Origin of the sequence: Bacteroides timonensis (genome assembly GCF_000513195.1) — a bacterium.
GTDB classification, from domain to species: domain Bacteria; phylum Bacteroidota; class Bacteroidia; order Bacteroidales; family Bacteroidaceae; genus Bacteroides; species Bacteroides timonensis.
Window position 1 is genome coordinate 24,022 of record NZ_CBVI010000073.1, and the last position, 26,010, is coordinate 50,031.

Here is a 26,010-nt window from a genome sequence, read left to right on the forward strand (position 1 = left end):
CAGGGCTTATTTTTTTGTTCACTGGTGAACAAAAAAAGAGGCTTGGATTTAGCCTCTTTCATATTATATACATAAAAAAATATTCGCCTGCTATTTTAATGTTCCTCGATAAACAAATGCGTTTTCTCCAAAAAACTCTTTTGCAGGTTTATTATCTTCCGGTTTGAATAACCCGAATACGGATGAACCGGAGCCTGTCATGGCAGCGTATACGGCCCCTTGCTTATACAGCTTTTCCTTAATCGCCTTGATGGCTGGAAATTGAGGAAATACGCTTTCTTCGAAGTCATTTACCATAAGTTCCTTCCATTCTTCTATGGGATGTTTCAACACTTCTTTCAATGGGATATCTTGCCGATGCGGTTTTATCTTTGCAAATGCTTCCCGGGTGGAAACAAATATATCCGGTTTGACTAAAACAATCTGATACTCTTTTAGGGATAAAGAGATAGGGGAGAAGACGTTCCCTATTCCTTCGGCGTATGTTGGGGTATTCCGGATGAAAAAGGCACAGTCTGCCCCCAGTTTTGCGGCATATTCTTCTAAGGTTTCATCCGTTAGTTCCAGACTGAATTTCTCATTCAATAATTTCAGCATGTAAGCTGCATCGGATGATCCACCGCCTAACCCGGCACCGGAAGGAATATGCTTGAACAGGTGAATATCCACGGGTGGCAGATTGAACTTCTCATCCAGAAGCTTATAAGCTTTCACCACTAAGTTATTTTCAACTTCTCCTTCGATTTCTAATCCTGCCTGATGCAGACGAAACTTCTCGCTACCTTCGTTTAGCACGTTGACTTCCAGCGCGTCTTCCAGGGGAACAGGATAGAATACTGTTTCCAGATTATGGTACCCGTCGGGACGTTTTTCTACAATGTTCAGTCCCAGGTTTATTTTGGCATTCGGAAATGTTATCATGATTTTTAAAGCGATTTATGTGTAGCAAATATACGAATTTGTTTAGAGTGAAAAGCAAATAGAGAGAGTATTTGTTTAGAACGGAAAGCAAATAGTGGAATTAAGTCAAAGAGGCTTACTTTGGAGGGAGAAATACCTCTTTGACTTATTCGTCCGATCGTTTTTAGTTTTGGAGTAGCTTCAGAATATATTTTCCCGGCATCACAATCCTTGCTTTCATCTGCGGCGAGTTGTTGATGTCATAGAGTATTTTCCATATCTTTCCTTTCAGCTTTCCGAAATCCGTGAGTCTAAGGATGGCATTAATTTCCTTGATGACCGTTACTTTTTGGCGTTGCAACTCTTCCATTAGCCCTTCATAATTATGCGTATTTTTGTTGAGTGCATACTCCGGTGGAACAAGAAGAATCTCCTCATTCTTTCCCGTCTCCCCTTGGGGAGATATAGAGGGGGAGTTATTTATATCATTAGTCTGATTGATAGGTAAAGCGTTGCTTGCTATGCCTTCTCTGATTCTCTGTTGGTTAGCCAGTCCTCCACGTCTGCCTGACTCTCTGTTCGCTTCGCGCTTGGCTTCCAGTGGTCCCATGCGCCGTGTGAGTCCGGGCGATGAAAAGGTTGTGCCGTTCACCTCAAATAGTCCTGAATCGAAGATGATTCTCTTCAAGGTTGCTACTGTCACTCTCATTTTTCTTGCCAGTACGGGTAGTATTCTTATGTCTGCCTTATATCCGTTCTGTACTCTAAGAAACTCCAGTATCATCCAGTAGATGCCGTATCCTTTCATTCCTTCTTTCTGTATCATCATCATTATTTTAAAATTACTGCTTGCATTGGCGTCATGCAATAGATATGAATCCATAATTCTTCATTCTTAATTTTTCATTCTTTATTTAAATCATCGGTTTCCACTCCAGAAAATTCTCTATCTGGAATGTTCTCCATCCCTGCTGTTCTATATCCCAGTATACCACATGGCTCTGGATGCGTTCAATGTCGTATTTTCGATGGAAACAGGTTTCATAATATACAAGTGTTGCTTTTGCCATGTAAAATTCTCCATTCTGTTTACGATAGGCTATCAGTGCACATCCATATTGCATGTATTCTGTCAACAATAGTATTCGTCTTGTCATCCATGCGATGGTTTCATCTGATAAATCAGTTTCCTGCCTGATAAGTTTCTTCCATAGATTTTCCACTCTTTCGTTTTTCGTTACATGATTCGGTTGGTGCCCCAACGTTTGTTTCTTCATTTTAATGAATTTAGTAGTTTATAAATGATTAATAATCAATCTTCTGCGATGGCTACACCCTTTGCTCTGGATGGCTACACCCTTTTGTGGTTAGGGCTACACCATCCTGGTGAAAGGGTGTAGCCCTACCACAGTCAAATTGACGGGGGCAAAGTTATGCCCTTTCTTTGGAGTAAACTATCACTGATTTATTTTTACATCATATCCGTATGGGTCTATGTGCTCGGTATCTTCCTTTTGTATCACGGCCCACATCTTTCTTAGTTCTGTCATAAAGCTGCTCATTTCCATGAAGGTATCTTCTCCTTTCTCGTGTTTTAAGGCGTCTCCCGATTCGTATAAATGCATTCCCAAATCGCTTACGGTATCAATATTTTGGCCCTTATAATAGCCCAATTTGAAGCTTCTTAGAGCTCCTACACACAGGTGAGTTTTTATGCCTGCATAATACCGTTCAGCCAATAAATCCTCATTGACTATACTGATTTTACTTACTATTCTGATACAGCTTGTACTCTGATTATCAACCTGATGAGACATTTCTTTGGGATCAGATTCATTTTGAACCTCTTTTTTTAAAATCTTTCATACTACTATAAATTTTAATTGTTTATTTAACTGATATTCACAGTTAAAAATGTCGCAAAAATAGGAAATTGAAATTAGAGGTGATGATGGAGTAGGGGAAAATACAATAAATACATTCCTTTGTTAGTAGTAAATAATTGTATACTAGATATATATACTTTATTTTGAAAAGTGTTCAAAAAACGTTCGTTTAATGGGCGCAAAGATAAAGGTGTTTTTTCGAATGACAAAATGTTTGATAAAAAAACTTCTTTAAATAGGGTAAAAATGAAGCTAACTATTTGATTATAAACGATAAATGGAGACTGAAAATATCTGTTAATATTTACCCATTTTATTCTTTTTCTTTCTTTGTCTTTTTTAAAATCTTGACGCCCATTAAACGAACGATTAAAAAATACTTTTTTGTTGTAATCTGTTCGTTTATAGCTTTTTACCTATAAGGTATTGAACTGCTGTAGAAAACTCGTTGACAAGAGGAGCACAAAGCTTGTCGTATTTTACATAAAGTGTTCGCAAATGATTGAATTTCAGGCATATGCAAGAAATTCAAAGCCCCAGAGGAACGCACTTTTCTGAAATAATCATAGAATGGAAGAAGTAGAAAAAGAAAGCCCAATATGGTATGCCATGCGTGCCACTTACCGTAGAGAGCCTGATGCTATGCGTCTGCTTGAAAAGGAGAAAATGGGTTGTTTCGTTCCCATGCAATACAAGATCTGCATAAAGAAAGGTAAGAAAGTTCGCGTTCTGGTTCCTGTCATTCATAATTTACTTTTTGTTCATGCTTGTCCCTCTGAGGTGAAGCGTATCAAATCACAGGTAACCTATTTACAATACATAACCGATACCCGTAGCGGTCAGAAGATTATTATTTCCGATAGTGAGATGCAGCGTTTTATTGCCGTTGCCGGTACCTATAATGATCATCTCATGTACTTTCAACCTGATGAACTGAATTTGTCCAAAGGTACAAAAGTTCGTATTACGGGAGGTGACTTCGAGGGTCAGGAAGGTATTTTCCTGAAAGTAAAAGGCGCACGTGATCGTCGTGTGGTTATAGAGATACAAGGTGTTATTGTCGTTGCGCTTGCTACCATTCATCCGGATCTTATAGAAGTAATCAAATAATTGACGATCGGCTGTTGTCATTGAATAGTTGATAAATCATAAATTATAAATCATAAATCATTATGTCTCTTTCTGAAGAAACACTTGCTCTTCAGCGTGCAGCGCACGATCTGATGTATTTAGGTATGGACGGGAATCCGGTTTATAGCGATGACCTTTCCCGCCGTAACGGTGAAGTTTATCGTCTTACTACGGCTTTGTATAATTCCGGTGTCAAAGGTTCTACTGTGGAAGAACAGGCTAATGTTTGTCTTGCTCTTCTGATGGGTTACGGTGCCTCATTTGTGGATCATGGTGAAAAACAGAAACATATCCAGGAGGTCTTGGATCGTTGTTGGGATATTCTTGATGTTCTTCCTGCTTCGTTGCTGAAACTTCGTCTGCTCACTGCCTGCTATGGTGAGGTGTTTGATGGACCTTTGGCGGATGAAGGCCGTACTATCATTGCTTCGTGGGATTCGGCATCACTTACTTCCGAACAGCAGGAAGCTATTGATGAATTTCAGAATGTAATTGATAATCCCTATCCTTGGGAAGAATTAGAAGATTAACTAGTATTTATTATCTTCAAGTGCCTTCTGTGAATTTTTATGGGACTTATCGTTTTATTTAAATAATGTCTTTATGACATCTATTGATAGTCTATATATTTATCTGAATAATAATATTTTATGTTAATATGTTAAATAATAAATCTGTATTGATAACTGGAGGAACAGGTTCTTTCGGTAAGAAATTTGTGGAGACCATCCTTCGTGATTATCCACAAGTGAAGAAAATCATTATCTACTCTAGAGATGAATTGAAACAATTTGAATTAAAACAGAAGTATTCGGAGCAGAAATATCCTCAAATGAGATATTTCATTGGTGATGTCCGTGATTTAGAGCGTTTGGTACGTGCCTGTGAAGGGGTGGATGTGATAATTCATGCTGCTGCTATTAAGCAGGTTGATACTGCTGAGTACAATCCGGAAGAATGTATTAAAACTAATGTGCATGGTGCACAAAATGTAATTAAAGCAGCATTGGCAACAGGTGTGAAGCATGTAGTTGCACTTTCTACGGATAAAGCATGTGCACCTATTAATCTATACGGTGCAACGAAATTAACATCAGATAAACTATTTACAGCAGCTAATAATATCAGTGGTTCCAAAGATATTAAATTTTCTGTGGTTCGTTATGGTAATGTGATGGGATCTCGTGGATCTGTAATACCTTTTTTTATAAATAAACGTGATAATGGTGCACAAGAATTGCCTATTACAGATATGCGTATGACTCGCTTCAATATATCATTGGAAGCTGGTGTGGCATTGGTTATGTATGCAATAGGTCATCATTTAGGTGGTGAGATTTTTATTCCGAAAATACCTTCTTATCATATTAAAGATATTGCTACTGCTATTGCACCTAATCTCCCTCAAGTAGAAATAGGCATTCGTCCGGGAGAAAAGTTACATGAAGAGATGATTACTATTACTGATGCTCTTGATACTATTGATTTGGGTGAATATTATGTGATTCTTCCTTCTGTATCTTATAGACATACACGAGAAGAGTTTATACAACATCATAATGCGGTACTCGTGCCTGAAGGTTTTCATTATAGTTCTGATAATAATACAGAATGGGAAACGGTAGAAACAATGCGTGAAAATATAAAGAAATATGTAGATCCAAATTTTGTGGTGAAATGAAAATAGTTGCAGTTACCCAGGCTAGGTATGGTTCAACTAGGTTACCTGCTAAAGTCTTGAAAAAAGTAGGTGATGAGACACTTTTGGATATACATCTACAAAGAATTCTGAGAGCTGCAAAAATCACAACATTAGTAGTTGCGACAACTACCGAGGAAGGCTCTGATGAAATTGTACGTATTGCGCAGCGGAATGGTACGGAATGCTATAGAGGTTCAATAAATGATGTTCTTGAACGTTTTTATTTTGCAGTAAAGGATATGAATCCTGATTATGTTGTGAGAGTAACATCTGATTGTCCTTTGATTGATCCACAGGTTATAGATCATGTGATTACTACTTGTATTTCTGCTGGTTGTGATTATGCTTCAAATACTTTGAAACCGACTTATCCTGATGGTATTGATACAGAAGTTTTTCGTTTTTCAGCCTTGGAGAGAGCTTACAATGAGGCGATACTCAAAAGTGAACGAGAACATGTGACACCATATATTAAAAAGAATTCTTCTTTTAATGGGGGAAATATATTTACATCAGTTAATGTTGAGTCATCGGTTGATTGCTCTGAATATCGTATTACTGTGGATACTCAAGAAGACTTTATGGTGGTGAAGGAACTTTTGGAAAATGTTGGTAAAGAAGCTGGTTGGGTAGATTATATTAAATATTTGGATTCTAATCAAAGAGTCAGAGACTTGAATAATAGTCATATGAGAGATGAAGGATATGCAAAATCATTATTAAACGATTAATAGTATGGGAAAAGGACAAGAATTATACAAGAGAGCCAAACAAATAATTCCTGGTGGAACGATGTTGCTTTCAAAAAGACCGGAACAGTTTTTGCCGGAAAATTGGCCGGCGTACTATAGCCGTTCTAAGGGATGTCAAGTATGGGATCTTGATGGAAAAGAGTATATCGATTGCTCAATGATGGGCATCGGTACGAATACCTTAGGGTATGCAAATGAGGAAGTTGACGAGGCGGTTATGAGGGTGATTCGTGACGGAAACTTAACTACATTTAATTGTCCAGAAGAAGTCTATTTGGCAGAAAAACTTATAGAACTTGATCCGTGGGCCGGTGGGGTACGTTATACTCGTGGCGGTGGTGAAGCAAATTCTGTATGTATACGCATAGCTAGAGCGGCTACAGGGAAAGATAAGGTTGCTATTTGTGGCTATCATGGTTGGCATGATTGGTATGTTTCTGTTAATTTGGGTGATAGTGATGCGTTAGCTGGACATCTACTTCCTGGTATTCCACCAGCGGGTGTTCCAAAGGGATTACGTGGGTCTACTATTCCTTTTCGGTATAATAATTTTGAGGAATTGCTTGATATCGTAAATCATAATGAGTTAGCAGCAATTAAAATGGAAGTCTGTCGTAACTTTGGTCCTGAGGATGATTTTCTGCAGAAAGTCCGTGATTTGGCGACTGAACGTGGTATAATTCTTATTTTTGATGAGTGTACAAGTGGGTTCCGTGAAACATTCGGTGGCTTATACAAAAAATATGGTGTGGAACCGGATATGGCAATATATAGTAAAACCATTGGAAATGGATATGCTATTTGTGCTGTTGTTGGTCGTAAAGATGTTATGAGTGCAGCACAAAGAACTTGGATTAGCAGTACATTTTGGACAGAACGTATTGGTCCTACAGCAGCGTTGGCTACACTGAAAGTAATGGAGCGTGTTAAATCTTGGGAAGTCATTACAGCTATTGGAAATAGTAATAAGCGACGTTGGCAGGTCTTGGCTGATAAGTATGGCTTGGAAATCGAACAATGGGGTATCCCAGCTCTTGCTGGATATAACTTTAGGAGTAAGAATCATCTTGCTTATAAGACATTTATAACTCAAGAAATGTTAAAGAAAGGGTATCTTGCTGGTAATAGTATGTACCCTTGTATAGCTCATACGCAAGAAATATTAGATGATTATTTCTTTGAATTAGATAAGGTATTTGCACAGATTCGTGATTTTGAGGATGGTAAGGATGTTATGAAATCTCTTGATGGTCCTATTTGTCAATCTGGGTTTAAACGTCTTAATTAAACATTATTTTATGGTAGATTTTAATAAAAACATAAGAATTGGAAGTCGGATGATTGGAGTGGATCATCCTACTTATTTTATAGCTGAAATTGGTGCGAACTTTGATGGAAGTCTTGATAAAGCAAAGCGTCTAATTGATGCAGCGAAGGAAGCTGGTGCGGATTGCGCTAAATTTCAAACGTTCTCAACTCCTCGAATTGTATCAGAGGGAGGATTCTCCCGTATGCAATTGAAAGGAGTACATGGTTCTTGGGGGCGTACCGTTAGTGACGTTTTTAAAGATGCGGAGTTTCCTATAGCTTGGCATAAGGAGGTTTCAGAATACTGTAAAAGTGTAGGAATTGATTTTTCTACTTCTCCTTATTTTAAGGAAGCTGTAGATTTATGTATAGATTTGGATGTTCCTTTTATAAAAATAGGCTCTGGCGATATAACTTGGCTTGAAATGCTTGATTATATTGCTCGTAAAGGCAAGCCTGTTATGTTGGCAACTGGTGACGCAACAATGGCTGAAATAGATGAAGCTGTACGTACTATTCAGGCAACAGGAAATAAGGATTTAGTATTGATGCAATGTATTACAAATTATCCATCTAAGATAGATAGTGCAAATGTAAATGTGTTGAAAACCTATCAGTCTGCATTTGATGTCTTGACTGGTTATTCCGATCATGCTCCCGGTCATATAGTTGCACTGGCTTCTGTTGTTATTGGTGGTAGAGTAATTGAGAAACACTTTACTTTGAACAAGAATGATAAAGGCCCCGATCATCCTCATTCTATGGAACCGAAGGATTTTAAATTTATGGTGGATTCCATTCGTGAAGTGGAATGTGCAATGGGAAGTACTGTAAAAGAAGTTGTTGCAGAAGAAAGTGAAACTGTATTTGTACAACGCCGTTGTCTTTATGCCAAAAATGATATAAAGAAGGGGCATGTGATAACAGAAGAAGATATTGATGTACTTCGTCCTGCATTGGGAATCCCTCCTAAATTTAAATCTGTTATAGTAGGTAAAGAGTGTAAAGTAAATATAGAAAAGGGACAACCTTTGTTTTGGGAGAATTTTTGATGATAACAGATCGTGAAAAAATTATAGCTATTATTGATAACGATATATTGTTTCCTTCCGATGCAATTATTTTATTGGAAGGGGATGGCTTGAATCGTTATCAGAAGGCTGTGGAACTTTATAATCAGAATATTGCCACTAAAATAGTTTTTAGTGGCAATATTACTGATTATGAATACGGAAGTTTTCCCTTTTCAGATGTGTTACCTTATATATTAAAGGAAGGGATTCCTGTTGATGCTGTCATACATGAAGATAAATCCTTGAATACAAGAGAACAAGCTATTGAAGTGGTGAAAATGGCAATAATAAATGAGTGGAAACGGTTGGTTTTGGTTGCTAGTCATGAACATCAGTATCGCGCTTATTTGACTTTCTTACGTGAAGTGTTGGATAGGAAAAGTGATATTGTTCTTTACAATGCTCCTGTAAGAAATTTGAGATGGTTCAATAAATCGGAATGGGGTATACGATTTGAACGTTTAGAACAAGAATTTGTCCGCATTGAGAGATATTCTCAATTAGGTCATCTGGCTACATATAGAGAAGCAATAAATTATCAAAAATGGAAAGAATTGCAATAGGACAGGCGAAAGAACTATTTGGCTCTCATTTTATCGGTTGGGATGAATTGAAACCTCTTTTGGAAAAGTTGGGACTTTCATTATCTTCCATTCAAATTCCAGATATACATTATTCGTTGGACGATTTAGAGAAGAAATCAAAGGATTATATTCTAATATTGGGTATTCCTGAATTAGATGGTAAAAAACTTTCTATAACTAATTTTCGTGATTGTTTTGGGGTGAATCCCGATATTTCAGAACCTTGTTTTTATAATCAGGATTGGTATATGAATGAGAAGTTTATTCATGATACTTTAGAATTACGCTGGTATTTGTTGAAGAAGGATGTTATAGAGGATTCACGTGCAGTTCAACCCACAGAGCTTTTGAAAGAGCATATAAGCTTTCCTTCTGCAATATTATGCGTTTATACCTTTTTTGCTTATTACTACGCCCAAAAAGGCTTGCTATGGTATCATGACTTTATATGGTGTAGTGATACGGATCATAATGGTGATAGGATATATGTAGGGAAATATCATGATGTGGATGGAGTGAATAAAAATGGTTTTAGTATTCATAGGCATTTGGCTTTAAGGAATTGTTATGCGTCAATTACTCTTTATTAGTAGTATATTACTTCTTCTCTTGAATCTAATAGCTTGCAGTAAGAAAGATGGGTATGAGTGCTTTACAGAAAATTTAGACCTTAAGCTTATTGATGATATTGTTGTTTATGATAATAATAATCATGCTGCTTTTACTTGTCTAAGAAAGTATAAAGATGATTATTATTTGGCTTTTCGGGAAGGAATAAATCATCGTCCTATAAACAAGGATGAATATGGGAAAATAGTGCTTCTAAGATTGAATAAATGTAAATGGGAAAAAATAGCTGTTTTAGCTGATAATGATAAGGATTTACGTGATCCTTATTTGTTGGTAAAAGATAATAAATTGATTATTTATTGTGGATACAACCAAATAAAGGATAATAGTTATGCTCATAGCGGTACAGCGTATTGCATTTTTCAAGAGAGTAGTAATAATACTTTTGTAGATATAGTGCATGATGTTCCTCATGTTATTTGGTTATGGAAAATAAGAGAGTATAAAGGAAAATATTATGGAGTTGGATATTTAGAAACCGAAAATCCTCGATTAATGCAATCTGTGGATGGAATACATTGGAATACGATATCTATTATTCCATTAAATAATTGTTCAGAAGCAGATTTGCTATTTAAAGCTGATAGTTTGTTTATGTGTATTCGTCAAGAAGGAGCTGGTAATGTATCTTATTTTGGGAAATCTTATTATCCTTTTTCTGAGATAGAATGGATTGAGATGGATATCTCTGTGGCATCTCCAGAATTATGTCTCTATTCTAATAATCAGGTATTATTAGCTGGACGTGAGTATTCGTTTTCTAGAAAGAATTTGCTTGATTCAATAAATGTCTCTCTTTTTATATTAGAAACAACGGGGAGAACTAGAAGGAGAATGAATGTATTTGATACAGGTAGACTTGGGGATAAAGGTTATCCTTCATTTTGTATATTAAATAATGGTGAAATTTTAATGAGTTATTATATGGGGGCTTCTAATAAATCGGTGATAAAAGTAGTCTCTATGATACCTAAAGAGTTCTGTGAAGAGTAATTTGAAGTATAATACTTTGTAGATTATTGTGAAAATATCAATTCGGTTAATATTAGTTACTGCCATTATCCTTTTTTTTGTAGTAATTTTTTGTTCTTATGATGCAAGAACGGTTTTGAAGGCAGGTGAGTCATATTTGATTGTAAACGATACATGTGTGTTTAATCAAGACAACCATGTTGCTTTTACAACATTAAAGAAATGGAAAGGGAATCTTTATTTAGCATTTAGAGAAGGCTGGGGACATCATGCAACATTGACAAATAAAGGGAAAATACGAATACTGAAAAAAGAAGATGGCTATTGGAGAACTGAGATCGTTTTCTCAGATGAAAATATCGATTTGCGAGATCCCTTTCTTTTAGAATGGAAAGGTGGTTTATATATGTATACTGTTAATGGGTATTTTTCAAAATTAATAGACCAGAAATGGACTAGTTTATGTCCTATAATCCATGACGTAAATCATCCTATAGGAATATGGAAGATTCGAAAATATCGGGATATATTATATGGTATAGGCTATAGAAACGGAAAATGGCCTGTATTATTATCATCTATAGATGGAATAAGTTGGAAATCAGTGAAAGAATTTCATATTGGGGGAAATGCTTCTGAGGGGGATTTGCTTTTTTTGAAGGATAGTTTATTTGTCTGTTTGCGAATTGATACTCCTGTAGGTTCAAATTCGGTGTGGGGAAGGGCTAAATATCCATTTGATGACTTTGAATGGGATTTAATGAAGATAAGTGTTGCTTCTCCAGAACTTTGCTATGATTCAATTTCAAATAAGATCTTATTAGCAGGAAGAGAGTATGATTTTGGAAGAAAGGATCTAGATTCAATAAATGTCTCTCTTTTTGCATTGAATGTGTCAGGTATGGCGAAGAGGTTAGTTGTTTTTAATACAGGAAGGCTTGGAGATAAGGGATATCCTTCTGTTTGTTTGTTAGATGATGAAAGTATATTAGTGAGTTATTATACTGGTACAACTCGAAAATCAGTGATAAGAATAGCTTCATTGATACGTGAATAAAAGTGAATGTTTGAGGCATACAATAGCTGTAAACTTGTATTGTTTGATGAAAAATAAAAGAAAGAGTTATAGATATCTGATTGATTCATTGATTATATTTTTAAATATATCAAATTCATATTCGATAATACCATATATCTTGTTTTTTCAATATTCACGAAGTGTTATTACTCTTATTCTTGCATTGATTAATATTATATATCTGTTTGTAAGGTATAATAAAAGTATTAAAATACCATTTAAGCATCCTTTGTTTATTATATATTTTGTTTTAAATTTTATCAATGCTTGTTCGGCATATATAACTCATACTGCTTTTGTTATGCCTGTTTTGTATTTATTTTGTAATACATTATTTTATATTATATTGTATAATTGTTATATATGCTATAAGGAAATAAAAATAGGAGAGAAAAAAGCAATCTGGCTGTTATGTAGAGGGTATATTTGGATATGTGTGATATGCATAATTAGTATATTTTCTCTTTTTGTATTAATAAAAGCTGGAATATCACCGTATTTCAATCTTATTAATGAGCGTATGGACTTATTTGAGGATAATGTTAATACATTAGGGCATACATATTATTACCCTTTTTATATGTCTATTCTGTTAGTACCTAAAGGATTTTCTCTTAAATTGCCTTTCTTTACCGAATTCGGTTCAATTTGTGGTATTTATTTTGAACCGCATATCGTGACATTTATGCTTTGTCCTGCTCTGTTTTTATTATGGGCATATCTAAAAAAAACCTTTTATCGTATAGGCTTATTTCTTATATGGTTATTTATCATATTAATAGCCTGCTCTACTACAAATATATTGTGTTTTACATGTTGTTTACTTGCTTTCTGTCTATATACAAAGAAGGGGAGAATTATACTAATACCAATTATGTATGTATTAGTATTTGTTGTTTTTATTATAGGTTTGGAGAACACTGAATTATTCTTTATTGCGAATAAATTGGATGGCTCAAGTTCAATGCAATATTCGGAGAATACAATATTATATGCTTTTGAGCCGAGAACATTATTGGGAGCTAATTTTTTAAATAATGGTTATCTAAAAGAGATTTCCACTCACCCTAAGGATGTTGGATATATTCCTTGTTTTTTAAATATTTTATTTTTAGTAGTTGCATATTTGAAGTTGCTAAAAAGTTTTTTTTGTAAAAATAATTATGGTGTATTGCTTTCGTGTATGATTTTGTATTTTTTCTTGCACTCAATGAAAATAGCAATGGTGTCTTATTCTTTGTCTTTTTTTATATTCATAATTTTTCTCCTTCAAATTATTACATCTAAAACATATGTATTACATGCAAATGATTGATTTAATAAGAAAAGTATTATCAAATAGAGTTTTACTATATGTATCGTCTCGTTATTTTGTTTATGCTTTGCAATTTTTATTGTTAATTGTTATTGCTACAAAATTAGGTGTTACTAATTATGGTTCTTGGGGGTTCTTTTTGCTATTATTGAGCTACTGTAATATTATAAATTTTGGGATAGCCAATTCTGTGAGTTACTTTCTTATACAGAATAAGAATAATAAACTTCTAACTCGATATTACGCAAGTGCATCTTATATTTTAATAGCCGTAATGGTTATAATTTCCTTTTTGTTTTTTATTGTTAGTTTTTATATTGCTCCTACTTTATTTACGAAATATCATATTTTAGATAAAATAATATTTTTGTCGATTATTGCTGCTATACAGTATGTCAATACTTTATTTTCTAATATTTATCGTGTTAAAAATAGGTTGCTAGAATTAGCAATATATCAATCTAGTATACCGTTTTGTATGTTAATTGCAATAGTAGTTTCTCCTCATAATCTTTTATTTGATTTTCTTATATACTCTTACCTCATTGCTCATTTGTTCTCGTTATTAATATTTATTTTTAGAGGACAGTTACCAAAATTTTCTTTAGTTCCAATCATTTATATAAAGCAATTACTTAAAAAGGGTTTTTTTCTTTTTGTTTATAATTCTTGTTTTTATTTGATTCATTCTACTACATCTTTAGTAATTAGTATTTTTTATAGTGTTGATGATTATGGATTGTATTCATTTTCTTATAGTTTGGGACATTCCATATTGCTTCTTTTAGAAGCATTTACTTTTGTTGTATTTCCAAAGCTTGTTGATAAATTTTATTCAGCAAAAAAAGAAGAATTTTCTCTACTCATATCAATTGTAAGAAATAACTATATTAAATTATCTCATTTATTGATGTATTTTGCATTGCTTTGTTTTCCTGTGATTACCTTTTTCTTTTCACAGTATTCGGGGGCGTTGCAAGCTATGTATATAACATCATTGTCTATATTAATTAGTACAAATGCTTTTGGATATAATACATTGCTATTGGCGAAAAATTATGAAAAATCAATATCAAAAGTTTCTATTTTATCTTTGTTATTAAATGTATTTATAGTTGTTTTGATAGCTACTGTTTTTAAATTATCATTTGTCTATGCTGTAATGAGCATGATGATTGTTTACTATACTTTTTCATTGGGATGTATTATTTTAACAAATAAAATGTTTAATTTGAAGTTTTCTGTATTTTGCATTTTTAATGAAGCTTTTGAATGGGAGTTGCTAATTCCGTTTATCATAGCATTAGCTTTCGCTTTAATGCAATGTTACTCATTAATGTTCATTCCAATAATATTTTTTGTGATCTTGAATTATACTTCAATTAAGGAGATCACTATTTCTATAAAGCGGGTTATTTTTAGACCTAACATTATTGATATAAATTGATGAATTAAATAGATAAGTTTATCAACATTGTAAGTATTATATTTATGGATAATTCTATTTTACATGAACTATTTGAAAAAGAGAAGATAATAAGGATATATAATGAGAAAATATGGGGGATACCTTTATGGAGTTGCATTAAACGGAAATATAGGAGTAAATATTTGTTTATTCATGCTAAAGTTCCACCGATGTCTAACCATGTTAAACTTAATTTGTGGTCGTTAATGAAGTCTTTTGTTATTTCGTTTTGGCATGTTTTAAAGCTCTTTGTCTGTTCTGAAAAGAAGCCCAATTTGTTTTTGGGTTTTATGCGGTTGGAACAAATGAATGGATTATATATGGATAAGTTTATTGAACCGATTATTCTCTTATCAGCAGTAAAGGATGAGTATGTATATTTTGAAAGAGGCCGCTCGGGAATTCATCGTTCTCCAAGATTTATTAAAAATATAGTGTGGACTGAATTTGTTGATAATTTCTGCTCTTTTATATCATGTGGGTTATTCCCATTTTTTGTTGTATTCAATTGGAGGACTTATAGCAGTTTAATTAATAAAATTAACCACTTATTTCCAATTTCTTTAAAAGAGAGATTTTATATTTATTATACAACAACTAGGTCCTTATTAAAAGCTTGTTTTTTATGTTTAGTCATTAAAAGATTAGGTGTAAAACGTCTCTTTGTTCCAGTAGCTGTAATACATTACCAATATATTGCTGCGTGTAAAATGTTGAAAATTCCTTGTTATGAAATTCAGCATGGTATTACTGTAGGGCAAACATCCACTTATTCGGGAGAGTATGTTCCTGAAGCTTATCCAGATTACTTTCTGGCTTTTGGGAAAAGTTCACTCAAAGATAGTCTCTTTGGTCTTCCTCTTGGGAGGATGATAAATATAGGTTGCGCATTTAAATCTTTTTTGAAAGAACGAAATATAACAATATTGAAAAATACATATTTATTACTTTCTGAACCTGAAATTAGTCAGAAGATGGTGAATACTATCATGGAATTAGCAGGAATGTATCCAAAATATATTTTTCATTTGCGACTACATCCCTTAGAAAAATTAAATCAATGCCAAAAAGAAGTATTAAATAAACTCTCTAATATTGTATTAGTTGATAATGTTATAAATTCTACAATAACTTGTATGGCTTATGAAGGTGTTATCGCAGAAAATGCTACAGTACTATATGAAGCTGTTTCTGTTGGAGTCAAAGCGGCTCGTTTACAATATAATGGCTTCCATACAATTCATTTTGAAAATGAGCCTCAAGGTATGTTTTTTTATATGAAAAAAACGGAGGATTTTGGTACGTTTGCGAATGAATTTAGTACAAGTGAAATCGATATGAGTTTTTTCTATTCAGAGTTTGATATTGATATCTTTAATAAAATTTTAATGAAATGAAGAATTTAATAATAATTGCAGCGGGTGGGTTAGGTAGAACTCTTTGTGGAATGGCGGAAAGTTGTGTTGGATATGGAACTGATTTTATTATTAAAGGATTTATTGATGATAACTTAGACGCACTTAATGGCTTTGATGATTATCCACCGATAATAGGAAAAATATCAGATTATATACCTCAAAAGGATGATGTTTTTGTTTGTTCTATTGGAGGATTATCACGTAAAGGGTGTATCGAAAAGCTTATATCTAAAGGCGGCGATTTTATATCATTAATTCATAATACTGCGCGCATTTGTCGTAATGTTAAAATGGGTAAAGGAAATGTTATCGGGGCTTTTACAAGCATAGGAGTAGATGCCGTGTTAGGAAGCTATAATTTAATTCAATCCCATACAGTAATTGGCCATGATGTTATTATTGGGGATTGGAACAGGATAGATACACATGTAACATGTGTGGGAGGGACTAAAATAGGTAATGGCATAGATATTTATACATCGGCTGTTATAAATCATGGGGTTGTTGTAGAAGATATGGCTCATGTGGGGGCTTGTAGTTTCGTTATAAAAAGAGTAAAAGCAGGAACTACCGTGTATGGTAATCCGGCAAAACGTTTATAATTTTATAAATTAATATATATATGGAAATACAAGATTTTATTGCAAAGTTTGCAGAACAATTTGATGAAACAAATGTAGATAAGTTTTTCGCTTCTACTAAATTTAGAGAACTTGATGAATGGAGCTCATTGATGGCACTTTCAATTATTGCGATGGTTGATGAAGAATATGATGTTACTTTGAAGGGGGATGATATGCGTCAAGCAGAGACTATTGAGGAACTGTTTAATATAGTGAGAGGAAAGTAATGGCGTTATTTAACATAACTAAAGTTCGCATTGCAGGTATCTCAGCATGTGTTCCAAAACAAGTTATACGTGTTGAGGACAGTGTAAGAAGTGCTGATTATGATTCTTCTAATTTTGCAGAAAAGACTGGCATAAGAAGTGCACATATTTCTAATGAATATACAGCATCTGACTTGTGTTATTCTGCTGCGGAAAAGTTGATTAGTGATTTGGAATGGAATAAAACTGATATTGATGCTTTATTTTTTGTATCTCAACATCCTGATTATATTCTTCCAGCAACTTCTTGCATTTTGCAAGAGCGATTAGGCTTGAGTAAGGAATGTTATGCGATGGATATCTCTCTTGGATGTTCTGGATGGATATATGGATTGAGCTCGGTGGCTGCTATATTATCTCAAGGTGGCATAAAGAAAGCATTATTGTTAGTTGGTGATGCGAGAAAAAGAGCACTTTGTGAATTTGACCCATTGTTTGGTTATGCTGGAACTGTAACAGCTTTAGAGTATACAGGAAATGAAAGTGACAAGTTTTCATTTCATTTTGGAACTGATGGTAGTGGATATGATGCTATTATTATACCTGATGGAGGTAGTCGAAATCCAGTAACATTAAGATCGTTTGAAATGGAAGATATAGATGGAAAAAAAATGCATCGTCTGCAAACAAGAATGAAGGGAATGGATGTTTTCGCTTTTGGGATTTCTGTTGCTCCAAAGTCCATCAAGAAAGTTGTTGAATTCAGTGAAAAACAAATGTCTGATTATGATTTTTTTATACTACATCAGGCTAATTTGATGATGAATGAAAAAATAAGAAAAAAACTACAACTCGATTCAGAAAGAGTACCATATAGTTTGACTGAGTTTGGAAATACTTCTTCTGCATCAATTCCTTTAACAATACTAACTCAAACAAAAGGAAAAGTTGAAAAGGAAAAAACTAATTGGATTGCTTGTGGTTTTGGTGTAGGACTTTCTTGGGGAACTGTTGCCTTTACAACAAAAGAAATTGTATTGTCAAATTTGATAGAATTATAAATATGTGTCAGTATAATCCGTTTTCGTTAGAAGGTAAAACAATTCTTGTCACTGGTGCATCTTCTGGTATAGGAAGAGCAACAGCCATAGAATGTGCTAAAATGGGTGCCTCTTTAGTTATAACTGGACGAGATGAGAAACGCTTAAAAGAAACTTTTGTAGAATTAGAGGTCTCTAAAAATAGAGTACATATGCAAATTGTGGCAGATTTGTCAACGGAGGACGGTATAAAAGATTTGGTTTGCCAGATTCCTCTTATTGATGGCTGTGTTAGTAATGCAGGGATTGTTGGACTAACTCCGATTCAATTTGTTACTGCTAGAAAAATGGAAGAAATGCAGCAGATTAATTTAAAAGCTCCTGTTTTATTGATTAAGCAAATTCTGAAACAAAAGAAGATACAGTCTCAGGCTTCTATTGTTTTTACTTCTTCTGTTGCGGGGGTTTACCGTGTTTCTATGGGAAATGCTATTTATTCGATGACGAAATGTGGTATTGATGCATATATGCGTTCATCGGCTTTGGAACTTGCAGCGAAGGGGATTAGATGTAATAGTGTTAATCCAGCAATGGTTGAAACTCGAATTTTAGATAGGGGACAATTGACACCTGAACAGTATGAGGCGGATAAGTTAAGGTATCCGCTTAAAAGATATGGAAAACCTGAAGAGGTCGCTTGGGCTATTATATATTTATTGTCTGATGCATCTTCATGGGTAACAGGCACATCTCTTAAATTAGATGGAGGAATGACATTAAGCTGATATGGAAAGATGTTTATATAATAAAGTTTGTATTATTACCGGTGCTGCACAAGGTATCGGTAAATCTATAGCTGAACGTTTTGCTTCGGATGGTGCAATAGTTTATGCTTGCGACCGTGCTGAAGGAGTTATGGATGAATGGGCGAAAGCTTGTTCAGAAGATAATAATACTCGTGTGCTTCCTTTGTATTTTGATGTGACGGATGCTACAGCTGTAAAATCAGCCTTTATGTCCGTATTCAAACAAGAAGGTCGTATTGATGCACTGATTAACAATGCGGGTGTGGTATTTAATAAGAAAATCGGTATGATATTGCGCCTGGAAACAGAACTGATGTTCCGTGTGAATGTAATAGCTGTAATTGAAATGATTCAGCTGGTTTCTCGTTTGATGGCTCGCAATCACAGTGGTTCTATTGTAAATATAGCATCGGTAACGGCAGTACTAGGTTCACCGGGACAATCTGCTTACTCTGCAACCAAAGGAGCAATCATGGCTTTTACTAAATCTGCAGCTAAAGAATTGGCTCCTCTGGGTATTCGTGTGAATGCTGTTGCACCGGGTATTGTCAAAACGGAACGCTTTTCAGAGCTTTATGAAGAAAGTGGTGAAAAAATCGATACTCGTATTCAAAAGATCGCTTTGGGACGCTTGGGAACTCCTGAAGATGTAGCTAATGCTTGTGCTTTTCTTGCTTCAGACCGTTCTTCTTATATTTCAGGTCAGATATTGGGAGTTGATGGCTGTGCTTCCATTTAGAATAAAACAAATCAAATGATATTGAATTTAAATAAGCAACCGCAGGATGCGTTTGCTGCAGTTGATGCTTTGGGGAATACCTTGAAGTATGGTGAGTTGTTGGATTTTTCCGAGAACATATCTACCATTCTTCCCAGTCGTTCCTTATTATTCTTATTGACGGAAAATAATGTCGGGGGTATAGCCTGGAGTATAGGTTGTATCAATTCCGGCAATGTCCCTTTAATATTGAATGCGCATATTGAAAAGGAACTTCTTCATAATCTACTTGATATTTACCGCCCTTCTTATGTTTGTGTGCCTTCATTGATGGCAGTTGACCTGCATTATGAAATGGTTTGTGAATATTATGGCTATATTCTCTTGCGTTCAGGAATGGAAGATTGTGCGATGCATCCTGATCTATCTCATCTTTTGCCTACTTCCGGCTCAACAGGTAGTCCCAAGTTGGTACGGCATAAATATGGTAATATAGAAGCGGCGGCCTTAAATATCTCTACTTTCTTTGGCCTGACTTCCAATGACCGTCCTTTGCTTGTCCTTCCATTATATTATACTATGGGGCTGTCAGTGGTATTCAGTCATCTTTATGTTGGAGCTACTGTGTTGATAACCAATCAAAGTATGACCGACAAAGCTTTCTGGATTTTTATGAAAGAACAGCATGCCACCAGTTTTACAGGTGTTCCTTATAGTTTTGAGATATTAAATCTGATGCGCTTTTTCCGTATGGACTTACCTGATTTGACACTGCTTACTCAAGGAGGCGGAAAAATGCCGCGTCAGTTGAATTTGAAATTCGCAGAATACTGCCGTGATAACGGGAAACGTTGGATTGCTACTTATGGACAGTCAGAAGGTACTGCCCGTATGGCTTATCTTCCACCGGAGTATGCGATTTCAAAGTGTGGCAGTATAGGACGTGCGGTTCCGAATGCAGAATTGTCATTGATAGACGGTGATGGCTCTGTAATAGAATTGCCAAACACGGAGGGTGAGATGTGTTATCGCGGTAAAAATGTAACGATGGGGTATGCTCGTAAACGCGAGGATTTACTGTTGGGTGATGAGCGTAACGGTTTTATGCGTACGGGTGATCTTGCCTATCGTGATAAAGACGGGTGTTATTATATTGTAGGTCGTATGGGGCGCTTCTTAAAACTGTATGGAATGCGTATCGGATTGGATGAGTGTGAACAGATTATTAAAGGTAAATGCCCGATAGAATGTGCCTGTGTGGGTACGGATGAAAAAATGATTGTTTATCTGACCAATAATCAATACGTGACTGCGGTAAAGGAAATATTGATAGAAAAGACCAAACTTGTAGCGTCGGCTTTTGAGGTGAGAATAATAGATAGTATTCCTAAGAATGAAGCCGGAAAGATATTATACAGTAAGTTGAATTTATAAAAATAGAGAATGTAATGACGAATATTGAAAAATACAATGATGCTTTTGTTGAAGTGTTTGGTGTGGATAGTTCTGTACTGAATGATGATTTTTCGAAAGAGAACGTTGAATCATGGGACTCTGTTCACCAGTTGAATATCATTGCTTTGTTGGAAGAGTCTTTTGATGTGATGTTCGATCCGGAAGATATTATGGAGTTCACTTCCTATGGTAGGGGGCGTGAAATCTTGAAAAAGTATGATGTTGAACTCTAACGGGTTACACTATGGCAAGATGGAAAATTAAGAATGTCGGCATGAAGGGAGTGGCTATGGCTGTTCCTGAGAATGTGGTGAAGACATCTGATTTTGATTTTTTTTCTCAGGAAGAGGCGGAAGTATTTGATAATACAGTCGGCATAAGAAGACGTCGTATTGCTCCGGATAATATGTGTGCTTCGGACATGTGCCAAGCTGCCGCTGAGAAGTTACTTGAAGAACTGGGATGGGAGAGGGATAGTATTGATGTTCTGCTGTTTGAATCCGTAACAGGTGATTATCGTACTCCGCCCACTTCTTGTATATTGCAAGACAGATTAGCGTTGCCGGAGAACTGTTTCTGTATGGATATCCCTATGGGATGCTGTGGATGCATGTATGCAATAACGGTTGCTGGCAATTTGTTGACGACTGGTAATGTAAAGCGTGCTTTGTTACTGATTGGTGATACGGCATTGCGTATGGGGTCGATGAAGGACAAGAGTCGCGTACCATTGTTTGGTGACTGTGGTACGGCAATAGCTTTAGAATATGACGAGGCGGCTAATGATATTGTTGTTGATTTTCATACTTATGGTAAGGGATATGAAGCATTGATGACCCCTCACGGTGGTTTTCGTCATCCGGCTACACCGGAATCTTTTGAATACGAGGATTTCGGTAATGGTATTGTTCGTGCTCCTATCCATACTCTGATAAATGGAATGAATGTTTTCTCATTCGCAATATCTCGTCCTCCCAAATCTGTAGAGAAATTTTTGGCAGATTATAAAATTAATCGCGATACGGATATTGATTACTTCTTAATTCACCAGGCTAATAAAATGATCGTTGACCGTATCGTTAAGAAGCTCAAACTTCCTAAGGAAAAGGTGCCTTATAATTTGGAAGAATTTGGAAATTTGGGAGGTGCTTCGATCCCTTCATTAATGGTGACGCGACTTCGGGAACATTTGATGTCGAAAGAGACTACATTGTTAATGTCTTCGTTTGGCTTAGGATTAACATGGGGGACTATGTGGATGAAGATAAAGCCAATGATTGTACCTAAAATAGTTAACTGTTAAGGTCGAGTTCGCAAATAAGTATATGAAGTATAACATGCTTATAATTTTTTTATTAATATGATACTTAGTCAATGTAGGGTGTGGATATATGAGATACTAATAAAGTGCCATGCCTGGAAATATAGAAGTCTTTATGGTATGGAAATAGGAGAGGGAGCCGCAATATCACGAAAGGCTTCACTTGATAAAAGCATTAATCCTATGGGAATACATATTGGTAAAAAGACAAGGTTAACGGGAGGAGTGGTCGTACTTGCACATGATGCTAGTCGTGGCATTAAAACTGACACATATATTGGTGATAATTGTTTTATTGGTGTTAGATCTATTATTATGCCTGGAATAAAAATTGGTAATGAAGTGGTGGTAGGTGCTGGTTCGGTAGTAACCAAAGATGTTCCGAATAATTGTATGGTAGTGGGAAACCCTGCAAAAATAATCAAAGAGAATATTCATTGCGGAGAATATGGCGTAATAAAAAACAGCTAATAATATAAATGATGTTTACTTGTTAATGAAAAAGAAGATTTTGAAGAAGAGGATATGAGTGTCATTGTAAGATGAAGTGCAAATAGAATGATATTATTAGCTTTATATAAATGGGTATGTTTACTATAGTAAGATTCTATATAGGAGAATATATAAAGTAAAAAGATTTTCATTATGCTATCTTCATTTTTTATAATAGATAATATTCTTCTATATTCATGAAAATATTGTTGTTAATATCATTTTAAGAATAAGAACAGGGTAAAAGAATAAATTTCAAGAATAGAATTATGAATTCTGCTTTAAGTAGAATTGTAGTGTCTTAGTAAAAATTATTATGAAATATAGAGTAAATGTGTTTTGGACGGGAGGGCTGGATTCTACCTACCGTATATGCCAGTTGTCAAAATTGAATGTTGATATCTATCCCTATTATTTTCGATTCCCTTTTAGACATAATATAAATGAGGAGTTGCAAGCAATAAATATAATGACTACCAAAATCAGTCAAAGAGAAGATACTAAGGCTACCTTGCATCCACTTCAAATTATTGAAATGGATCAAATTGATAATGATAAGGATATTATAGAGGCTTATAACTGGGTAAAAGAACATTCGGTTGTTGAGTTTGGACTTAAAAGATTTCCTATCCAATATTTATATTTGGCTTCATTTTGTAAAAAAGAAGGTGTAAAATGCGAAATAGGAATGGAATATGAACCACATAATCGGATGTTTTCTATTATAAGTAAGTACGGAGCATTACAGAAGGTAGAAAATGATGAGATTGCCTATTTCCAGCTGAATTTAGAAAAATCAAATCCGTATTTAGTAACTCTATTACAATATTTCTATTATCCAATACCATTATTTTATATGTCAAAATTAGATGAGGTTGAAGAGTATAAAAAGATGGGGATGTATGATGTTATGAAAGATACATGGTTCTGCCACCATCCAATAAATGGCAAACCTTGTGGCTTTTGTTCGCCATGTAGACAAGTTGTCGCTGCAAAAATGTCATATCGATTACCACAATCTGCAATTTGGAGAAATAGATTTGCATATGTATTTTTATTATGGACTGATAAAATAAGGCCATTGGTTAAAAAAGTGTTCAGATAGATGAATTATTCCATTTTGATTTTAGATGCAGATGGCACTCAAATGCTTCCTGTAGCGGAAACTTTATGTAGGCAAGGATATATACTTCATGGTTTCTATAATCACAAACTGTCTTATGGTTATGGTTGTCGTTATGTAAAGTTTAAAAATATAATCTATTACTCTTCTGAAGACAATTATGTGAAGGATATCTTGGATTATGCAAAAAACTTCAATATTGATGTTCTTTTTCCTATGAGTGATAGAACAGCAGCTATTATTAGTAAGTATAGAGAAAAATTGAAGGAGCGGTTTCATTTTGTAACGCCAGATTACGACGTTTTTTGTTTAGGATATGATAAAAATGCATTGATGCATGTTTGTGCCGAAAATAATATCCCCCATCCGCGTACGATTGATTTAGATGATAAAGAAAATGTAGATGAGTCAATTTTTCCGGCTTTGATTAAGCCTAACATAACTACGGGAGGTAGAGGTATGGTTTTAGTCCATTCAATAACAGAATTTAATCAAAAAATTTCTCAAATAAAGGAACAATATGGTGCTTGCCATTTGCAAGAATTTATTCAATCTGGCGGAAAACAAATAAAAGTCCAATTATTTGTGAATGACAAAAGTGAATTGCTTTATTTTTCGGTACTACATAAACAACGATATTATCCAGAAAATGGAGGAAGTAGTTCTTGTAATGAAACAATATTAGATGAAAAAGTTGTTCAATACTGTCATAAGGTATTACAAAATATTCATTGGGTTGGTTTTGCAGATTTTGATTTAATAGAAGATCCCAAAGATGGTATATTGAAAATCATGGAAATAAACCCTCGCGTTCCGGCGTGTGTGAAATCTGCAATAAAATCGGGAACTGATTATGCTCGAATATATGTAGATTATGCATTGGGCAACTCTATGCAAGAATATATTTCATTGCCAGGATATAAACTTCGTCATCTTGGTTTTGAGATTTTATGGTTTTTGCATAGTAAAGAAAGGTTTAGAACTAAACCTTCATGGTTTCATTTTTGGGGTCATAAAATGTATTATCAAGATTTTTCATCGAGAGATCCATTGCCATTTATTTATGGAACATTGGCGAATATAAAGAAACAGTTATCTCCTTCATTTAGGAAACAAAAAACAGGTCTACGATGAAAATATTATCTTTTGATATTGAGGAATGGTATATTGAAAAGCACTTTAAGGGTGGACGAAAAGAGAAATATCGTCAGTATGATAAGTTGTTTGATTGGATTTTGAATACACTTGATAAAAGTAATTCCAAAGCAACATTCTTCTGTGTGGGTCAATTAGCTGTAGAGTTTCCAGAGGTATTGAAAAGAATTTCTGATAATGGTCACGAAGTAGGTAGTCATTCAAATCGGCATCTGTGGATAAACAAGATGACTAGACAGGAATTTGCAGAAGATACACGTATTGCTGTGCAAGAAATCGAGAATTTGATTGGCAAAAAAGTAAGCAGTTTCCGTGCACCGGCTTTCTCAATAGGGAAAGATAATGACTGGGCATTTGAAATATTGGCAGAAAATGGGATTGAATATGATTGTTCTGTTTTTCCAGCTAGTCGGGATTTGGGAGGATTTCCCCAGTTTACTTCGACTATACCTTCGTTGGTTAAAAAGAACGATTATACGATTAAGGAGTTGCCAGTCTGTCCTGCCAGATTAATGGGAAAAGCGGTACCATTTTCGGGTGGCGGCTATTTCAGATTAGTGCCATTGTGGTTGCATAAGGAACTTATTAGTCACATGGATTATGTGATGTTCTATTTTCATATCAATGATTTAATCGAACAGAGTTCAAAGTTCATGACTAAGCAGGAATTTGAAGAATACTATAAAGAACCTGGTACATTAAAGAACCGTATAACCCGTTATGTAAAGACAAACATTGGTAAAGGAGGAGCGTTGAATAAATTGGATACTTTACTAGGGAATTATTCATTCTGTAATGTACAGCAAGCTGCTGAGTCGATAGATTGGAATAAACAACCGTTAATTGAACTGTAG

Annotated in this window: 29 protein-coding genes; 25 read left to right on the forward strand and 4 right to left on the reverse strand. The window is 34.8% G+C overall.

Annotated features, from left to right (window positions below; genetic code table 11):
* Window positions 1–90: 90 nt before the first annotated feature.
* The 4 genes from ispE to BN161_RS13695 form a co-directional block, all read right to left on the reverse strand.
* Window positions 91–921, reverse strand: coding sequence for a 4-(cytidine 5'-diphospho)-2-C-methyl-D-erythritol kinase (ispE, locus tag BN161_RS13680; protein ID WP_044267123.1), 831 nt, complete (start codon window positions 919–921; stop codon window positions 91–93).
* Window positions 922–1,084: 163 nt separating this feature from the next.
* Window positions 1,085–1,783: a DUF4373 domain-containing protein gene (locus tag BN161_RS13685; protein ID WP_044267125.1), complete on the reverse strand. Its 699-nt coding sequence runs from the start codon at window positions 1,781–1,783 to the stop codon at window positions 1,085–1,087.
* 31 nt (window positions 1,784–1,814) lie between these two features.
* Entirely contained in the window at window positions 1,815–2,177 is a 363-nt protein-coding gene (locus BN161_RS13690; protein ID WP_044267127.1) for an SH3 beta-barrel fold-containing protein, read from the reverse strand.
* A gap of 180 nt (window positions 2,178–2,357) precedes the next feature.
* Window positions 2,358–2,717, reverse strand: coding sequence for a hypothetical protein (locus BN161_RS13695; RefSeq protein ID WP_044267129.1), 360 nt, complete (start codon window positions 2,715–2,717; stop codon window positions 2,358–2,360).
* Between the two features lie 639 nt (window positions 2,718–3,356).
* Here BN161_RS13695 and BN161_RS13700 point away from each other — a divergent pair.
* The 25 genes from BN161_RS13700 to BN161_RS13820 all read left to right on the forward strand — a co-directional run bounded on the left by BN161_RS13700 (window position 3,357) and on the right by BN161_RS13820 (window position 26,010).
* A complete protein-coding gene (locus tag BN161_RS13700; RefSeq protein WP_044267131.1) occupies window positions 3,357–3,896 on the forward strand; it encodes a UpxY family transcription antiterminator in 540 nt (179 codons plus the stop codon).
* Between the two features lie 62 nt (window positions 3,897–3,958).
* Window positions 3,959–4,447 (forward strand): UpxZ family transcription anti-terminator antagonist, encoded by a 489-nt coding sequence (locus BN161_RS13705; protein WP_044267133.1) that lies wholly within the window; start codon window positions 3,959–3,961, stop codon window positions 4,445–4,447.
* Between the two features lie 128 nt (window positions 4,448–4,575).
* Window positions 4,576–5,598, forward strand: a complete 1,023-nt coding sequence (pseB, locus tag BN161_RS13710) for a UDP-N-acetylglucosamine 4,6-dehydratase (inverting) (protein ID WP_044267135.1) — start codon at window positions 4,576–4,578, stop codon at window positions 5,596–5,598.
* Window positions 5,595–6,350, forward strand: coding sequence for a cytidylyltransferase domain-containing protein (locus BN161_RS13715; protein ID WP_044267137.1), 756 nt, complete (start codon window positions 5,595–5,597; stop codon window positions 6,348–6,350). The genes pseB and BN161_RS13715 overlap by 4 nt, the downstream gene beginning before the upstream one ends.
* Window positions 6,351–6,354: 4 nt before the next feature.
* Complete coding sequence (locus BN161_RS13720) at window positions 6,355–7,659, forward strand: aminotransferase class III-fold pyridoxal phosphate-dependent enzyme (protein ID WP_044267139.1); 1,305 nt, start codon at window positions 6,355–6,357, stop codon at window positions 7,657–7,659.
* A gap of 10 nt (window positions 7,660–7,669) precedes the next feature.
* Window positions 7,670–8,731, forward strand: a complete 1,062-nt coding sequence (locus BN161_RS13725) for an N-acetylneuraminate synthase family protein (protein ID WP_044267140.1) — start codon at window positions 7,670–7,672, stop codon at window positions 8,729–8,731.
* Complete coding sequence (locus tag BN161_RS13730) at window positions 8,731–9,315, forward strand: YdcF family protein (protein WP_044267142.1); 585 nt, start codon at window positions 8,731–8,733, stop codon at window positions 9,313–9,315. The genes BN161_RS13725 and BN161_RS13730 overlap by 1 nt, the downstream gene beginning before the upstream one ends.
* Window positions 9,297–9,926 (forward strand): hypothetical protein, encoded by a 630-nt coding sequence (locus BN161_RS13735; RefSeq protein ID WP_044267144.1) that lies wholly within the window; start codon window positions 9,297–9,299, stop codon window positions 9,924–9,926. The genes BN161_RS13730 and BN161_RS13735 overlap by 19 nt, the downstream gene beginning before the upstream one ends.
* The gene (locus BN161_RS13740) at window positions 9,904–10,959 is read left to right on the forward strand and encodes an exo-alpha-sialidase (RefSeq protein WP_044267146.1); all 1,056 of its coding nucleotides are present in this window, start codon (window positions 9,904–9,906) and stop codon (window positions 10,957–10,959) included. Before BN161_RS13735 ends, BN161_RS13740 begins: the two co-directional genes overlap by 23 nt.
* A 157-nt stretch (window positions 10,960–11,116) precedes the next feature.
* Window positions 11,117–11,995 (forward strand): hypothetical protein, encoded by an 879-nt coding sequence (locus BN161_RS13745; RefSeq protein ID WP_125910827.1) that lies wholly within the window; start codon window positions 11,117–11,119, stop codon window positions 11,993–11,995.
* 541 nt (window positions 11,996–12,536) lie between these two features.
* Window positions 12,537–13,331: a hypothetical protein gene (locus BN161_RS29460; RefSeq protein WP_125910828.1), complete on the forward strand. Its 795-nt coding sequence runs from the start codon at window positions 12,537–12,539 to the stop codon at window positions 13,329–13,331.
* Entirely contained in the window at window positions 13,318–14,778 is a 1,461-nt protein-coding gene (locus BN161_RS13755; RefSeq protein WP_044267152.1) for an oligosaccharide flippase family protein, read from the forward strand. The genes BN161_RS29460 and BN161_RS13755 overlap by 14 nt, the downstream gene beginning before the upstream one ends.
* A 341-nt stretch (window positions 14,779–15,119) precedes the next feature.
* Window positions 15,120–16,196, forward strand: coding sequence for a hypothetical protein (locus tag BN161_RS13760; RefSeq protein ID WP_125910830.1), 1,077 nt, complete (start codon window positions 15,120–15,122; stop codon window positions 16,194–16,196).
* On the forward strand, window positions 16,193–16,819 hold the full coding sequence (locus BN161_RS13765) for an acetyltransferase (protein WP_044267156.1): 627 nt from the start codon (window positions 16,193–16,195) through the stop codon (window positions 16,817–16,819). The genes BN161_RS13760 and BN161_RS13765 overlap by 4 nt, the downstream gene beginning before the upstream one ends.
* A gap of 20 nt (window positions 16,820–16,839) precedes the next feature.
* Window positions 16,840–17,067, forward strand: coding sequence for an acyl carrier protein (locus tag BN161_RS13770; protein ID WP_044267158.1), 228 nt, complete (start codon window positions 16,840–16,842; stop codon window positions 17,065–17,067).
* The gene (locus BN161_RS13775) at window positions 17,067–18,107 is read left to right on the forward strand and encodes a ketoacyl-ACP synthase III (RefSeq protein WP_044267160.1); all 1,041 of its coding nucleotides are present in this window, start codon (window positions 17,067–17,069) and stop codon (window positions 18,105–18,107) included. The genes BN161_RS13770 and BN161_RS13775 overlap by 1 nt, the downstream gene beginning before the upstream one ends.
* 2 nt (window positions 18,108–18,109) lie before the next feature.
* On the forward strand, window positions 18,110–18,871 hold the full coding sequence (locus BN161_RS13780) for an SDR family NAD(P)-dependent oxidoreductase (protein ID WP_044267162.1): 762 nt from the start codon (window positions 18,110–18,112) through the stop codon (window positions 18,869–18,871).
* A gap of 1 nt (window position 18,872) precedes the next feature.
* Complete coding sequence (locus BN161_RS13785) at window positions 18,873–19,631, forward strand: SDR family NAD(P)-dependent oxidoreductase (protein WP_044267164.1); 759 nt, start codon at window positions 18,873–18,875, stop codon at window positions 19,629–19,631.
* A 15-nt stretch (window positions 19,632–19,646) separates the two neighbouring features.
* Window positions 19,647–21,044 carry an AMP-binding protein gene (locus BN161_RS13790; RefSeq protein WP_044267165.1) on the forward strand — a complete coding sequence of 466 codons (1,398 nt, stop codon included), beginning with the start codon at window positions 19,647–19,649 and terminating at the stop codon, window positions 21,042–21,044.
* A gap of 14 nt (window positions 21,045–21,058) precedes the next feature.
* Window positions 21,059–21,298, forward strand: a complete 240-nt coding sequence (locus BN161_RS13795; protein ID WP_044267168.1) for an acyl carrier protein — start codon at window positions 21,059–21,061, stop codon at window positions 21,296–21,298.
* An 11-nt stretch (window positions 21,299–21,309) separates the two neighbouring features.
* The gene (locus BN161_RS13800; RefSeq protein WP_044267170.1) at window positions 21,310–22,368 is read left to right on the forward strand and encodes a 3-oxoacyl-ACP synthase III family protein; all 1,059 of its coding nucleotides are present in this window, start codon (window positions 21,310–21,312) and stop codon (window positions 22,366–22,368) included.
* A gap of 138 nt (window positions 22,369–22,506) precedes the next feature.
* Window positions 22,507–22,857, forward strand: a complete 351-nt coding sequence (locus BN161_RS13805) for an acyltransferase (protein ID WP_209441904.1) — start codon at window positions 22,507–22,509, stop codon at window positions 22,855–22,857.
* A 337-nt stretch (window positions 22,858–23,194) separates the two neighbouring features.
* The gene (locus BN161_RS13810) at window positions 23,195–23,983 is read left to right on the forward strand and encodes an adenine nucleotide alpha hydrolase family protein (protein WP_044267172.1); all 789 of its coding nucleotides are present in this window, start codon (window positions 23,195–23,197) and stop codon (window positions 23,981–23,983) included.
* Complete coding sequence (locus tag BN161_RS13815; protein ID WP_044267174.1) at window positions 23,984–25,135, forward strand: carboxylate--amine ligase; 1,152 nt, start codon at window positions 23,984–23,986, stop codon at window positions 25,133–25,135.
* Entirely contained in the window at window positions 25,132–26,010 is an 879-nt protein-coding gene (locus BN161_RS13820; protein ID WP_044267176.1) for a polysaccharide deacetylase family protein, read from the forward strand. The genes BN161_RS13815 and BN161_RS13820 overlap by 4 nt, the downstream gene beginning before the upstream one ends.

Bases quoted from the DNA above. Each gene is read 5' to 3' on its own strand.
- ispE (WP_044267123.1), bottom strand. From the start codon at position 921: ATGATAACATTTCCGAATGCCAAAATAAACCTGGGACTGAACATTGTA.
- BN161_RS13685 (WP_044267125.1), bottom strand. From the start codon at position 1,783: ATGGATTCATATCTATTGCATGACGCCAATGCAAGCAGTAATTTTAAA.
- BN161_RS13690 (WP_044267127.1), bottom strand. From the start codon at position 2,177: ATGAAGAAACAAACGTTGGGGCACCAACCGAATCATGTAACGAAAAAC.
- BN161_RS13695 (WP_044267129.1), bottom strand. From the start codon at position 2,717: ATGTCTCATCAGGTTGATAATCAGAGTACAAGCTGTATCAGAATAGTA.
- BN161_RS13700 (WP_044267131.1), top strand. From the start codon at position 3,357: ATGGAAGAAGTAGAAAAAGAAAGCCCAATATGGTATGCCATGCGTGCC.
- BN161_RS13705 (WP_044267133.1), top strand. From the start codon at position 3,959: ATGTCTCTTTCTGAAGAAACACTTGCTCTTCAGCGTGCAGCGCACGAT.
- pseB (WP_044267135.1), top strand. From the start codon at position 4,576: ATGTTAAATAATAAATCTGTATTGATAACTGGAGGAACAGGTTCTTTC.
- BN161_RS13715 (WP_044267137.1), top strand. From the start codon at position 5,595: ATGAAAATAGTTGCAGTTACCCAGGCTAGGTATGGTTCAACTAGGTTA.
- BN161_RS13720 (WP_044267139.1), top strand. From the start codon at position 6,355: ATGGGAAAAGGACAAGAATTATACAAGAGAGCCAAACAAATAATTCCT.
- BN161_RS13725 (WP_044267140.1), top strand. From the start codon at position 7,670: ATGGTAGATTTTAATAAAAACATAAGAATTGGAAGTCGGATGATTGGA.
- BN161_RS13730 (WP_044267142.1), top strand. From the start codon at position 8,731: ATGATAACAGATCGTGAAAAAATTATAGCTATTATTGATAACGATATA.
- BN161_RS13735 (WP_044267144.1), top strand. From the start codon at position 9,297: ATGGAAAGAATTGCAATAGGACAGGCGAAAGAACTATTTGGCTCTCAT.
- BN161_RS13740 (WP_044267146.1), top strand. From the start codon at position 9,904: ATGCGTCAATTACTCTTTATTAGTAGTATATTACTTCTTCTCTTGAAT.
- BN161_RS29460 (WP_125910828.1), top strand. From the start codon at position 12,537: ATGGACTTATTTGAGGATAATGTTAATACATTAGGGCATACATATTAT.
- BN161_RS13755 (WP_044267152.1), top strand. From the start codon at position 13,318: ATGCAAATGATTGATTTAATAAGAAAAGTATTATCAAATAGAGTTTTA.
- BN161_RS13760 (WP_125910830.1), top strand. From the start codon at position 15,120: ATGGATAAGTTTATTGAACCGATTATTCTCTTATCAGCAGTAAAGGAT.
- BN161_RS13765 (WP_044267156.1), top strand. From the start codon at position 16,193: ATGAAGAATTTAATAATAATTGCAGCGGGTGGGTTAGGTAGAACTCTT.
- BN161_RS13770 (WP_044267158.1), top strand. From the start codon at position 16,840: ATGGAAATACAAGATTTTATTGCAAAGTTTGCAGAACAATTTGATGAA.
- BN161_RS13775 (WP_044267160.1), top strand. From the start codon at position 17,067: ATGGCGTTATTTAACATAACTAAAGTTCGCATTGCAGGTATCTCAGCA.
- BN161_RS13780 (WP_044267162.1), top strand. From the start codon at position 18,110: ATGTGTCAGTATAATCCGTTTTCGTTAGAAGGTAAAACAATTCTTGTC.
- BN161_RS13785 (WP_044267164.1), top strand. From the start codon at position 18,873: ATGGAAAGATGTTTATATAATAAAGTTTGTATTATTACCGGTGCTGCA.
- BN161_RS13790 (WP_044267165.1), top strand. From the start codon at position 19,647: ATGATATTGAATTTAAATAAGCAACCGCAGGATGCGTTTGCTGCAGTT.
- BN161_RS13795 (WP_044267168.1), top strand. From the start codon at position 21,059: ATGACGAATATTGAAAAATACAATGATGCTTTTGTTGAAGTGTTTGGT.
- BN161_RS13800 (WP_044267170.1), top strand. From the start codon at position 21,310: ATGGCAAGATGGAAAATTAAGAATGTCGGCATGAAGGGAGTGGCTATG.
- BN161_RS13805 (WP_209441904.1), top strand. From the start codon at position 22,507: ATGGAAATAGGAGAGGGAGCCGCAATATCACGAAAGGCTTCACTTGAT.
- BN161_RS13810 (WP_044267172.1), top strand. From the start codon at position 23,195: ATGAAATATAGAGTAAATGTGTTTTGGACGGGAGGGCTGGATTCTACC.
- BN161_RS13815 (WP_044267174.1), top strand. From the start codon at position 23,984: ATGAATTATTCCATTTTGATTTTAGATGCAGATGGCACTCAAATGCTT.
- BN161_RS13820 (WP_044267176.1), top strand. From the start codon at position 25,132: ATGAAAATATTATCTTTTGATATTGAGGAATGGTATATTGAAAAGCAC.